13 protein-coding genes and 1 pseudogene are annotated in these 12371 nt (G+C 69.2%); 10 read left to right on the top strand and 4 right to left on the bottom strand.

Going from position 1 to position 12371, the window contains the following annotated elements; translation table 11 throughout:
* The 4 genes and pseudogenes from ACRAWC_RS10615 to ACRAWC_RS10600 form a co-directional block, all read right to left on the bottom strand.
* Complete coding sequence (locus ACRAWC_RS10615) at positions 1-681, bottom strand: N-acetylmannosamine-6-phosphate 2-epimerase (RefSeq protein ID WP_431347687.1); 681 nt, start codon at positions 679-681, stop codon at positions 1-3.
* Positions 678-1076: an ROK family protein gene (locus tag ACRAWC_RS10610; protein WP_431349420.1), complete on the bottom strand. Its 399-nt coding sequence runs from the start codon at positions 1074-1076 to the stop codon at positions 678-680. The genes ACRAWC_RS10615 and ACRAWC_RS10610 overlap by 4 nt, the downstream gene beginning before the upstream one ends.
* Before the next feature lie 83 nt (positions 1077-1159).
* Positions 1160-1576, bottom strand: a pseudogene (locus ACRAWC_RS10605) (ROK family protein); the annotation flags it as partial.
* Between the two features lie 72 nt (positions 1577-1648).
* Positions 1649-2614 (bottom strand): dihydrodipicolinate synthase family protein, encoded by a 966-nt coding sequence (locus ACRAWC_RS10600; RefSeq protein WP_431347686.1) that lies wholly within the window; start codon positions 2612-2614, stop codon positions 1649-1651.
* Between the two features lie 216 nt (positions 2615-2830).
* Here ACRAWC_RS10600 and ACRAWC_RS10595 point away from each other — a divergent pair, with 216 nt between their 5' ends.
* The 10 genes from ACRAWC_RS10595 (at position 2831) to ACRAWC_RS10550 (ending at position 12268) form a co-directional block, all read left to right on the top strand.
* Entirely contained in the window at positions 2831-4447 is a 1617-nt protein-coding gene (locus ACRAWC_RS10595; RefSeq protein ID WP_431347685.1) for an ABC transporter substrate-binding protein, read from the top strand.
* Between the two features lie 62 nt (positions 4448-4509).
* Positions 4510-5055: a hypothetical protein gene (locus tag ACRAWC_RS10590; RefSeq protein ID WP_431347684.1), complete on the top strand. Its 546-nt coding sequence runs from the start codon at positions 4510-4512 to the stop codon at positions 5053-5055.
* Complete coding sequence (locus ACRAWC_RS10585; RefSeq protein WP_431349419.1) at positions 4989-5468, top strand: ABC transporter permease; 480 nt, start codon at positions 4989-4991, stop codon at positions 5466-5468. Before ACRAWC_RS10590 ends, ACRAWC_RS10585 begins: the two co-directional genes overlap by 67 nt.
* Positions 5468-6520, top strand: coding sequence for an ABC transporter permease (locus ACRAWC_RS10580; RefSeq protein ID WP_431347683.1), 1053 nt, complete (start codon positions 5468-5470; stop codon positions 6518-6520). The genes ACRAWC_RS10585 and ACRAWC_RS10580 overlap by 1 nt, the downstream gene beginning before the upstream one ends.
* Complete coding sequence (locus ACRAWC_RS10575; RefSeq protein ID WP_431347682.1) at positions 6466-7431, top strand: ABC transporter ATP-binding protein; 966 nt, start codon at positions 6466-6468, stop codon at positions 7429-7431. Before ACRAWC_RS10580 ends, ACRAWC_RS10575 begins: the two co-directional genes overlap by 55 nt.
* A complete protein-coding gene (locus ACRAWC_RS10570; protein ID WP_431347681.1) occupies positions 7428-8432 on the top strand; it encodes an oligopeptide/dipeptide ABC transporter ATP-binding protein in 1005 nt (334 codons plus the stop codon). Before ACRAWC_RS10575 ends, ACRAWC_RS10570 begins: the two co-directional genes overlap by 4 nt.
* Entirely contained in the window at positions 8429-9484 is a 1056-nt protein-coding gene (locus ACRAWC_RS10565) for a Gfo/Idh/MocA family protein (RefSeq protein ID WP_431347680.1), read from the top strand. The genes ACRAWC_RS10570 and ACRAWC_RS10565 overlap by 4 nt, the downstream gene beginning before the upstream one ends.
* Positions 9481-10476, top strand: coding sequence for a Gfo/Idh/MocA family protein (locus ACRAWC_RS10560; RefSeq protein WP_431347679.1), 996 nt, complete (start codon positions 9481-9483; stop codon positions 10474-10476). Before ACRAWC_RS10565 ends, ACRAWC_RS10560 begins: the two co-directional genes overlap by 4 nt.
* Entirely contained in the window at positions 10473-11537 is a 1065-nt protein-coding gene (locus ACRAWC_RS10555; protein ID WP_431347678.1) for a Gfo/Idh/MocA family protein, read from the top strand. Before ACRAWC_RS10560 ends, ACRAWC_RS10555 begins: the two co-directional genes overlap by 4 nt.
* Complete coding sequence (locus tag ACRAWC_RS10550; RefSeq protein ID WP_431347677.1) at positions 11534-12268, top strand: FadR/GntR family transcriptional regulator; 735 nt, start codon at positions 11534-11536, stop codon at positions 12266-12268. The genes ACRAWC_RS10555 and ACRAWC_RS10550 overlap by 4 nt, the downstream gene beginning before the upstream one ends.
* The last annotated feature ends 103 nt before the right edge of the window (positions 12269-12371 follow it).

Raw genomic sequence — 12371 nt, 5'->3', positions numbered from 1 at the left:
TCATCGCGCCTCGACCGCGCGCGCGAACCAGGAGGTGATGCTCTGCGGGTGGGTGATCGCGGTGCCGACCACCACGGAGTCGGCCCCGGCCTCCAGCGCCTGCCGCGCCTGCCCCGGAGTCTGGATGCGGCCCTCCGCCACGAGGAACCGGCCGAGCGCGAGCGAGCGGAGCTCGACGATGAGGTCGAAGTCGGGTCCCTCGCGGCGCGGGCGTTCCCCGGTGTACCCGGCGAGGGTCGTCCCGATGATGTCGGCGCCCGCCTCCGTGGCGGCGATCGCATCCTCGGCGCTTCCGCAGTCGGCCATGACGAGCGCGTCGGTCTCATTCCGCAGGGCCTTCACGACCTCGGCCAGCGTGCGGCCGTCCGGCCGGTCCCGCCGTGTTCCGTCGAGCGCGACCACATCCGCGCCCGCCGCGGCAACGGCCACCGCATGCTCCAAAGTCGGTGTGATGAAGACGCCGTCCTTCCCGTCCTTCCACAACCCGATGACCGGGACATCGAGGGTCTCGGCGCCGAACCGGATATCGTCCAGGCCCTGCAACCGGATGGCCGCGGCACCGCCGCGCACCGCGGACTCCGCAACGGCGACCATGGTCCGAGGATCGCGCATGGGCTCGCCAGGATACGCCTGAGCGGAGACGATCAGCCGCCCGGCGACGGCGTCGAAGAAGTCGGTCATGGGGTGTACTCCTTTTCAAGGACGAGGCTCGCCGCGCCCAGGCATGCGGCAGAGTCGCCGGCACTGGGCCGCAGCGCGACGGACGCGAGCAGCGGGAGGGTCTCCTGCCGCGCGGCAGTCTCGAACGTCTGCCACCAGCCCGGAATGCGGGGCACGCCCCCGCTGACGACCACCAAGTCGGGGTCCAGGCCGTTGACGAGACCGCCGACGACGGAGCCGACGGTGATGGCGGAAAGATCGATCGCGGCTCGAGCTCTTTCGTCGTCCTCCGCCGCACGCGCCGCGACCTCGACCGCATCGGACGCGGAACCGCCGAGCCTCCGGTAGGTCGCGAGGATCGCCGGACCCGACCCGCTCGCCTCGGCATGCCCGCGACCGCCGCACGAGCATGGCAGCCCGATCGCGTGGGGGAGGCGATGTGACCGAAGTGACCGGCGGCTCCGTGGGTCCCGGCGACCACCCCGCCGTCGCGGACGAACGCGCCACCGACGCCTGTGCCGACCGCGATCAGGAGCAGGGAGGCGCTGCGAGGGAGCCCAGCCAGCGCCGACTCGCCCAGTGCATGGGCGTGCACATCGTTGATCGCCCGCACGCGCAGCCCAGTCAGCCCGGCGACCCCGGACGCAAGGTGGACGCCCTTCCAGTCTGCGATGGCGTCGGTCGCGTCGAGGACGTCCCCGGTTTCCGGGTCGATGATCCCGGCCGCGCCGATCCCGACGCCCGCCAGCTCTGCCGGATCGCGGTCTTCGGTCACAGCGGCGACCAGTGTCGCGATCTCGGCGACGACGGCCTGGCCACCGGCGGGCGGCGTGGCCGATCGCGCATGCGCGAGGACGTCTCCGGACGCGTCGAGCAGGCGCGCGTCGATCTTGGTGCCGCCGAGGTCGACGCCCACGGCGAGCCGGGCGTCAGACGAGCGCGGCACCGTGCTCCCCGAAGGCCGCGACGGACCCGTTCGCGAGCCCCGTCACAGCAGCCCCGAGGCTTCGAGGAGGCCGCGGATGCGGGCGGTCTCGACGGCTCCGAGCGACCGCATCGGCTCGCTCATCCGGTTGCTGGCGATGACCCCGAGCAGCTGCAGCGCAGTCTTGAACGCGCCGAGTCCGGCAGCGCCGGCCGAGACACCGGTCTCGGTGACCTCCACGATGCCGAAGAGGCGGGCGAGGCGGTCCTGCTCGCGGCGAGCCGAGGGCCAGTCACCCTCGGCGGCGGCCGCATAGAGCTTGCCGTAACCGGCGGGGTCCACGTTCGCAAGGCCCGGCACCGCACCGTGCGCTCCGCCGAGCAGTGCGCCGTCGACCACGACCTCGTGACCGGTGAACATCCGGAACTCCGGCAGGTGCTCGGTCGCGAGCGCGAGGAGGCGGAAGGAGACATCGTCGCCAGAGGAGTCCTTCACCCCGGCCAGCACACCGTCCTCGGCGAGTTCGCGGACCACGTCGACGCCGAGCTTGACGTGCGTCCGCACGGGGACGTCATAGGCGAAGAGCGGCAGGTCGACGCGCTCGCGGACCGTCCGGAAGTGCTGGCCGACCTCTGCCTGGTTGGACAGCGCGTAGAACGGCGACGTCACCACCAGCGCATCGACGCCCAGATCGGCGAGACGCTCGGCCTCGGCCACCACGCGTGCGGTGGTCTGCTCGTTCGCTCCGGCCAGGACCGGCACCCGTCCGTCGCTCGCCTCGATGACGGTGGTGGTGACGAGATCGCGCTCCTCCTGAGTGAGATAAGGGACCTCGCCGGAGGACCCGAGGATGAACAGCCCGTCGACGCCGCCATCGAGGAGGTGCGAGGTCACGCGCTGGAGCGACTCCCGGTCGATCAGTCCGCTCTCGGTTCGCGGTGTGATGACCGGCGGGATGATCCCGCGGAAACGGGAGGTGTCGGCGTCCGAGCCCAGGGTCGGGTGCGGTGCGATGGCGGCGTTCGTCACGATTCTCCTTTGAGCCCACGGGTGATAGGACGTGGGATGTCTTGATGCCATGAGAGTATTGCAAAGCTGGCGGAACGAGTCAATGGGGTCGGTCGCCCAATCGGAAAATCGCTATTGACGAAGTGGTCGGAGGTGATCTACGGTCTTGTTTCCAAGAGGTGGGACGTCCTATGTGGGTCCTTCTTCTCCCCCAGCACATTCCCGAAAGGAACAGCAGTGGAAACAACGAAGTTGCCGGGTTCCCGAGCACGAACGCTCAAGCGCCTCGCCGGTCTCGTCGCCGCGGTGGCCACCGTCGGGCTCGTCGCGGCCTGCTCCGGACCGCAGTCGAGCACCTCGGTCGGCGGCGCCGCCGCGAAGGGCCACGTCGAGGTCGCGATCGGCTATAACAACAACAGCTCGTGGGACCCCCTGAACACCGGCTCCGCGTTCGCGATGTCCGCCGAGAACCACATCTACGAAGCACTCTGGGACTCCTCGCCCATCGACCGCAAGCCGTACGCCGCGCTCGCCGCCGACATGCCGAAGGACACCAAGGCGCTGTCCTGGACCTTCAAGCTCCGGTCCGGGGCCAAGTGGAGCGACGGCAAGCCGGTCACCGCCGACGACGTCGTCTTCTCCGTCGACCGGGTACTCAACACGCAGAAGCCCGTGATTACCACGGCCTTCTTCTCGAGCTGGCTCAAGGATGCCGTCAAGGTCGACGCGCACACCGTGAAGCTCGACTTCAAGAACGCGTTCCCCTACGCGATCAACCGCTTCTCGATCCTGAAGATCATGCCGAAGCACATCTTCGAGGGACAGCCGGACTCCTTCTACGCCGACGCGAAGAACCAGCTCGGCTCCGGCCCGTTCGAGATCAAGGCCACCGAGCCGACGTCGTTCACCTCATTCGTGCTGAACAAGGACTACAACGGCCCGCTGCACCCGAAGATCGACTCGATGCAGTGGAACGTCTCGGTCGACGCGGCCGCCCGCACCAGCCTGCTGACCTCCGGCGTCTCCGGCGTGCAGATCTCCGACAACATCCCGCAGGACTCGATCGCCAGCCTCCAGGGCAAGGGACTGAAAGTGGACGGCGCCGACAGCATGAACCTGCTGGGCCTGGCTTTCAACACCAGCAAGGCTCCGTTCAACGACAAACGGGTCCGTCAGGCGCTGCGGATGGCCATCGACACCAAGAAGCTGATCGACGTCTCGATCGCCGGCAAGGGCACCCCCGCCACGAGCTTCCTCCAGGAGTCGAGCCCGTACTACTCGAAGGCGACCACGCAGTACGACTACAACCCGACCGAGGCCAAGAAGCTGCTGCAGGAGGCCGGCGTCACCAACCTCAGCCTCACGCTGCTCTCGACGAACATCTCCTGGACCACCGTCGCCGTGAACGCCATCAAGCAGGACTGGGAGGCCATCGGCGTCAAGACGAACCTCGACGTCGTGGAGACTGCCACCTTCAACACCAAGGTGGCGCAGGGCGACCCGGCCGACGTGCTGACCTTCTCGGGCAACCCCAACCAGTTCGGGACGGACGCGGACCTCAACGTGCGCTGGTTCTACTCCAACACCAACACCTTCATGCTCTGGAACAAGTGGGGTCAGACGCCCGAGTACGCGGCGCTCGACAAGGTCCTCACCGCCGCCGAACAGTCGGACTCGACGAAGACCACCGACGCCGACATGAAGAAGGCGCTGAACATGATCGCAGACCAGGGCGTCATCTACCCGGTCATGCACATGCAGCTCTCCACCGCATGGGACGCCAAGAAGCTGAGCGGCGTGCAGGCGCTCAACATCCCCGGTGTCTACATGATGAACGCGCAGCTGAAGGGCTGAGCACCCGCCGGCCGGGGTGCGTCTGACAGCGCCCCGGCCGGCATTACCCGATAGGAACCACCGTGACCGTCGTCCTCAGAATGATCGGCAGACGACTGCTGACACTGATCCCGCTGCTACTGGGCATCGTGCTGTTCGTCTTCACCGTGATGCAGTTCTCCTCCACCGACCCCGCCGTCGCGGTCTTCGCCGATGCGCCGGTGAGCCCGGACCAGCTCGCGCAGTTCCGGCACGAGCACGGGCTGGACCAGCCCTTCATCGTCAAGTACTTCGCGTTCCTCGGGATGATCCTCACCGGTCATCTGGGCAAGAGCCTCGCGACCGGCCAGGACGTCACGACGCTCATCGCCACCGCGCTGCCGCTCACGCTCCAGCTCACCTTCCTCGGTCTGATCATCGCCATCGTGATCTCGTTCACCCTCGGGACGATCTCGGCGGTGTTCCGGGACCGCTGGCCGGACCAGACGATCCGCGTGCTCACCCTCGGCGGAGTCGCCGCCCCTCCTTCTGGGTCGCGCTCCTCCTCGTCCAGTGGTTCTCGATCAACATTCCGATCTTCCCGTCGTCCCGCTACGTCAACCCGAACGACTCGATCTACGGCTGGCTGATGACGATGACGCTGCCCGCCCTGGCCCTGGCGCTGCCGCTCTCGGCTCAGATGACCCGCATCGTGCGCACGTCGATGGTGGAGGAGCTCGACAGAGACTACGTGCGCACCGCCCGTGGCGGCGGTCTCCCTCCGTTCGTCGTCGTCGGGCGGAACGTAATGCGCAACGCGCTCATCAACCCGCTCAACGTGCTCGGGCTGCGGATCGGGTACCTGCTCGGCGGCGCTGTGGTCATCGAGCAGATGTTCAATCTCCCCGGTATGGGTCAGCTCATGATCGAGGCCGTCAAGAACAACGAGCCGGCTATCGTCCAGGGCGTCGTCCTCACCATCGCCCTGGGCTTCGTCGTGATCAACCTGATCGTCGACATCCTCTCCCTGCTCGCCAACCCGAGACTGCGAACGAGCCACTGATGCGCACCAAACTCTCCGAACGACTCTCCCGGCCCGGCCTCCGCCTCGGCCGCCTCACCCTCGGCGCCTGGATCGCCATCGCCGTGCTGACCGTGATCGTGCTGGCAGTGATCCTCGCGCCTCTGCTCACGCCGTACGACCCCAACATGCAGTCCGTCGCCGCCGACAAGGCGCCGAGCGCCGCCCACATCTTCGGGCTCGACAGCCAGGGCCGCGACATATTCAGTCGGCTCCTCTACGGCGGTCGCTGGTCACTCGCGATCGGCCTCGGCGCGACGGCACTGGCCCTCATCGCCGGCGCGGTAGTCGGAGCCTTCGCAGCGACAAGCCGCCGCGGCGTCGATGAGACGATCATGCGGGTACTGGACGTCATCATGGCGTTCCCGGGCATCGCCCTGGCCGCCGTCCTGGTCGCGGTCTTCGGACGGGACGTCTTCGTCCTCATCCTGGCCATCGGCTTCCTCTACATGCCGTCCATCGCTCGGATCGTGCGCGCCAACGTCCAGTCTCAGTACGGCGAGGACTACATCGCGGCGGAGCGCATCATCGGCGCCAAGCGGTTCTTCCTCGTGACCCGGCACGTCGCGGTCAACATCGCCGCGCCGATCCTGGTCTTCTCCACGGTGATGGTCGCCGACGCCATCGTCTTCGAGGCGTCGCTGTCGTTCATCGGCGCCGGCGTCCAGCCACCGAACCCGTCGTGGGGAAGCGTCATCGCGGACGGCAAGAACCTGCTGCTGACCGGAGGCTGGTGGGCAACGCTCTTCCCAGGCCTGGTGATCTTCGCCACCGTCCTCTGCCTCAACGTGCTCGCGGAGGGGCTCACCGACGCGATCGCAGCCCCCTCGGCGAAGGCGACGAAGGCCGCCGCCCAAGCTGTGACGGCGGAGGCCGAGGACGTCGACCGCGGCGAGCATGCCGTTTCCGAGATCACCGGCCTGCGTCAGGCGGGGAGCGGATCCGCCGCCGGGTCCGGCCCATCCCGGACATCGCTCCCATGCTCTCGGTCGACGGGCTCACCATCTCGTTCGCCGACCGGCACAACGGGGTGAACGTCGTCGACGGCGTCTCGTTCGACGTGCGGCCCGGCGAGGTCCTGGGGCTGATCGGCGAGTCCGGCTGCGGCAAGTCGCTCACCAGCCTGGCGGTCATGGGACTCGAGCCGCGCGGAGCCCAGGTCGGCGGGAGCATCCGCTTCGACTCTCGCGAGCTGATCGGCATGAAGCCGCGCGACCGCCGGGCGCTCATGGGTCGCGGGATGTCGATGATCTACCAGGACGCCCTCAGCTCCCTCAACCCGGCGATGACCATCAAGCAGCAGCTCACCCAGCTCACCCGCCGAGGCGGCCACCGGACGCCCGCTGAGCTGCTCGGGCTGGTCAACCTGGACCCGAGCCGCACGCTGAAGGCTTACCCGCACGAGCTCTCCGGCGGCCAGCGGCAGCGTGTCCTCATCGCGATGGCGCTCTCCCGGGACCCCAAGCTGATCGTTGCGGACGAGCCCACCACCGCACTCGATGTGACGGTGCAGGCGCAGGTGATGAAGCTCCTGCTCCGGCTGAAGGAGGAGCTCGGCTTCGCGCTCATCCTGGTGTCGCACGACCTCGCCCTCGTCTCCGACATCGTGGACCGGGTCGTCGTCATGTACGGAGGCCAGGTCGCGGAGACCGGAGAGATCCATGAAGTCGTCGGCGCACCGGCCCACCACTACACGCGCGGGCTGCTCTCGGCCGTGCTGTCTCTCGAATCGGGCGACGCCGAGCTCACGCAGATCAAGGGTGTCGTGCCGTCGCCGGCCGGGTTCCCCGCCGGCTGCCGGTTTGCAGACAGATGCCCGGCCGCCACCGCGATCTGCCGGCGCGAGGACCCTCAGCTCGAGGGACCCGTGCTCGTCCACGAGGTGGCCTGCCACCATCCCGCCCGGGTGGCCGGGCAGCTCGAACGAAAGGAGGTGCCGGCATGAGCGAACCGATCCTCGAATTGCGCGACGTCCACGTGCAGCACCGCATCAACGGCGAGAAGCTCTTCGCCAAGGACACCGTCTACGCGCTCACCGGCGCCGACCTCGCCGTGAGCGCTGGAGAGACCGTCGGGATCGTAGGGGAATCAGGCTGCGGCAAGTCGACGTTGGCCAAGGCGATCGTGGGACTGCAGCAGCCGACGTCCGGTGAAGTCCTCTTCCACGGCGAGTCGCTCTGGACGATGTCGACGTCGGCCAGACGCACGAAGTTCGGCAGGAACGTCGGCATGGTCTTCCAGGATCCGTCCACCGCTCTCAACCGCAGGATGCCCGTGAAGAGCATCCTGCGCGATCCGCTAACCGTGCACGGCATCGGAGACGCGAAGCAGCGGACCGCGCGTGTCGCGGAGCTGATGGACCTCGTCGGCCTCCCCTCGAGCGCGGCCGACGCCCTGCCCGCGCAGCTCTCCGGAGGCCAGCGGCAGCGCGTCGCCATCGCCCGGGCGCTCGCGCTTCAGCCCTCTGTCCTGGTCGCGGACGAGCCGACCAGCGCTCTGGACGTCTCCGTGCGGGCGCAGATCCTCAACCTGCTGCTGGAGCTCAAGGCGGAGTTCGAGCTGGCGATGATCTTCATCTCGCACGACATCCAGACCGTGCGCAGGATGAGCGACCGGATCGTCACCATGTACCTCGGGCGCATCGTGGAGGTCGCGCCTGCAGCGGCGGTCCCCGGCGAGGTGCGCCACCCGTACACGGAGGCGCTACTCTCCGCGACGCCGAGCCTGGTCGAGGACGTCGAGCCGATCACGCTGGAGGGGCCGGTGCCCTCCGCAGTCCATCCACCGTCAGGATGCCCGTTCCGCACCCGTTGCTGGAAGGCGTCGGCGCAGTGTGCAACCGAGATGCCTCCGGTAACGCGGTTCCAGACCGTCCCCTTGCACACCGCGCGCTGCTATCACCCGGTGGGCGCGCCGCAGGAAGCGACCATCGGAGGCGCTGCATGAGCGGCCCCGTCCGGGTCGGGGTCGTCGGCGCCGGCTTCTTCGGAACCATGATCGCAAGCGCGTGCGCCGGTCACGAGTCGTTCGTCGTCGCCGCGGTGGCCGACGCCGTGCCGGACGCCGCCCGGCGCCTCGCCGAGGCCCATGACGCGCGCCCGTACGCGAGTTTCTCCGAGCTCGTGGACGACGACGCCGTGGACCTGGTCGTCGTCGCCACCCCCAACCACCTGCACGCGGAGCCGGCGGTCGCCGCACTGCTTGCCGGCAAGCACGTCTTCGTCGAGAAGCCTCTCGGCATCGACGAGGACTCGGTCGGCTCCATCCTCGCCGCCGCGCGCGGAGCCCGCGGTCGGCTGATCGTCGGCCACGTCATGCGGTCTCTCCCCGGCGTGCGCCGGATGGTTGCGCAGGCCCACCGCGGCGAGCTCGGCGAGATCATCGAGGCCGCCGGAGCCCGCAGACGCGTCGTGCACCTGCCTGACGATCCGGGGGACTGGTGGAAGCTCGACCGGCGCCGCAGCGGCGGGGAGCTGCTGCACGAGATTCACGAACTCGACCTGGTCGTGTGGGCGCTCGGCGAGCCGGCGGAGGTCGTCGGCATGACCGGCGCACCAGTCGCCCACGGCGAGAACGTGGTGGACAGCGACATCGTCACAGAGCTGAGGACGCCGTCGGGAGCGCTTGGGCGGCACAGTGTGTCCACGTCCGCCCACCGTGCGGAGTGGTGGTTCCGCATCTCCGGCACGGAGGCGAGCGTCGAGGCTGACTTCCGGGCCGGAACGATCACCCGCTTCGTGGACGGCGCGATCCTGGAGGTGACCGGCGTCTTCGACGACGCGGCCTCCGACGAGTCGCTGCGGGAGTCGGCGACCGCTCGCCAGTCGTACAACACCGGCGGACCGGGCCCCCTCTGGATGCGGACGGCAGTCGCCTGCGAACTCGACGAGGTGTCGGCTGCGGTTCGCGGCACCTCCACCACGCTCACCGAGCACCCGGCAACCGCGGCCCTGGTGGGCATCCGGGCGAACGCGCTCGCGTCGGAGGCCGCGCGATGACGCGCGTGGCGGTCGCGGGTTCCGGAGTGATCGCCGGGGACCACGTGCGCGCGCTGGCAGCCCTCCCTGGCGTGGAGGTGGCGTACGTGCACGGGTCCGACCTCGACCGCGCGCGCCGAGTCGCTGCGCTCGCGCCCGGCGCCGTAGCGACGGACGACTACACCCGCATCCTCGCGGACCCGACCGTCGTCGCCGTCGACGTCTGCAACGCGACGCCCGCACACGCGCCGTTCACGATCGCCGCCGGCGAGGCGGGGAAGCACGTCCACGTCGAGAAGCCCGCGGCCCTCACACTGGCCGACTTCGACGCCATGGTGCGCGCCACCGAAGAGTCGGGGACGACCCTCATGGTCGGCCAGACCGTGCGGTTCCAGCCAGCCGTCGCCGCGCTCGCCGCCGCGATCGGCGACGGCGCGGTCGGACGCCCGCGCCTCGCCCACGTCAGCTGGTACACCGGCTACGTCTGGCCTGGAGGCTGGCGCGGCTGGCAGCTCGACCGGGCGAAGTCGGGAGGGCATCCTGTCCACAATGGCTCCCACCTCCTGGACGTCGCGACCTGGCTTCTCGGCGCGGCGCCGGTGCGCGTATTCGCCCGGTCTTTCCCGAGCTTCGCAGCGGGGATGCCCGTGCACGACTCGTTCCAGCTGCTCGTCCGCTTCGCGGACGACGCGCTCGCCACGCTCGAGATCTCCTACGCGCTCGCCCAGCCGCGCGACATGTTCCGCCGCATCGTCGTTGCGGGCACGGCCGGCACGGTCGCCCATTCCACCGACGACGATCCCGTCCTGCACTCAGCGGGTGCGGCGATCCCGCTGCCGTCGGTCGAGAACGCGATGGGGCGTCAGCTCGCGCACTGGATCGACGTCGTCGGCGGCGCCGAGCCGATCGTGCGGACGGGTGAGGTGCGCGCGGCGCTCGCGGCGGCCATTGCGGCCCAGCGCTCGCTCGACACCGGCCGCCCGATCGACGTTCGTTCGGAGGTGTCCGCATGATCCGGGTCGGCTTCCTCTCGGCGGTCCGGCACGTTGAGTCCTACTTGCCGACCTTCCTCGCCGATCCGCGGACCTCGGTCGTGGGCGTCGCCGAGGCCGAGTCCGCGCCCGACTGGATGCTCGCCGACTCGCGGGAGGCCGCCTACCGCAACGGCCTGCCGTTCCTCGGTGTCGCAGAGCTGCTCGCGCCCGGTACATGCGACCTCGTCGTGGTGTGCAGCGAGCCCACCCGCCACGCGGAGCTGGCGATCGCGGCACTGGAGGCCGGGGCCGACGTCCTCGTGGACAAGCCGGTCGCCGTGACCGTCGCGGAGACCGACCGCATCCTCGCAGCGCAGGCGCGCTCCAGCCGCACGGTCTCCGTGGTGAACCGGCTCCGCTCGCCCGCAGTCGAGCGGCTGCGCAGTTGGGTCGATGCGGGCCACCTGGGCCTGCCGCTCCACGTCGACGTCGAGTGGTTCGCTTCGGGTGCCCACTTCTCGACGTCCGTGGAGCGGCCGGAGCTCGTAACGGATCCGGCGCTTTCCGGCGGCGGCGAGCTGCTGAACTTCCTCCTCTACCCGGTGGACTACATCCGGTACCTGACCGGTCTGGAGGTGGTCGAGGTGTATGCCGAGACCGCGACGCTGTTCCAGGAGGCGCACCGCCGAACGGGCGTCGAGGACGCCGCGGTCGTCTCCCTGCTGCTCGAGAACGGCGTCACCGCGACGGTGACCTTGGGCCGTGTCGCGGCCGCTCCCGGGCACGGGCCGGTGTCCTCCTCCATCAGACTGCTCGGGTCGCACGGGCACGCGATCGCCGACGACGACAAGCCGGCGATCTCCGTGTTCGGAACAGACGGCAAACAGACGGCGCGACCCGTCGGCGGCCCGAGCTCGGTCATAGCCGTCGAACGGTTCCTCGACGAGCTGATCGGAGCGCTCGCCGCCGGGCGCAAGCCGCGCTACAGCCTGAGCGACGCGCGCGCGAGCCTCGCGGTGACCGAGGCGTGCTATGCCGCGGCCCGCAGCGGGCGACCCGTTACATTGAACAACGACACGAATCTAGAGGGGGAACGGTGACCACCGAACTGACTGCGACGAGACTGGCCCGATTCGGGGCGCAGGAGCGGATGCGCACCCTCCAGAACGACATCATGGATCTGATCCTCAGCCGGAACCTCGACGTCGGCGATCCGATGCCGACGGAGACCGAGCTGTGCACCGCGCTCGGCGTCGGCCGAAACACCGTGCGCGAGGCTCTCAAGGTGCTGCAGGCGCTCGGCGTGGTGGAGATCCGCCACGGCTTCGGCACCTTCGTCGCTGCGACCAGTTTCGAGTCGCTCGGCGCCAGCCTCGCCTTCCGGGGTCGACTCTCGCTGCGTCACGGAGGCGCCGAAGCGCTCGAGCTCGTCGACGTGCGCCAGGCGCTGGAGTCCGGGCTCATCGGCCTGGCGATCGACGCGATGACGGAGCGCGACCTCCTCGCTCTGGAGAGCCGCGTCGAGGCGATGGAGGGGCTCGCCGCCCAGGGCAGGCAGTTCATCGACGAGGACCAGGACTTCCACCGGCTGCTCTACGTCCCGCTGCACAACGAGCTGTTGTCGAACCTGCTCGAGGTCTTCTGGAACGTCTACCGCCAGATCCACGAGGAGGCCGGTGTCGAACAGCACGGCCTCATCGAGAACGCGCACGCGCACCGCCTCATCCTGGACGCGGTACGAAGCGGTGACAAAGTGCTGACGGCGGAGCGGTTGAACGCACACTTCCGGGGCATCCGCGAGCACCTCGCGGCGCTGGGCCGGCAGAGCTGAACTGAGCGGAGGTGACGATGCCGCGCAGTCCGCCTCCTAGACATCCCACCTGGGATGTCCCGGTACTCCATCCTACTCAGCCGGTTCACCTTGTGAGTCGGCA

It is taken from the genome of Leifsonia sp. L25 (genome assembly GCF_050632895.1).
This window is presented reverse-complemented; position numbering and strand designations above follow the sequence as displayed.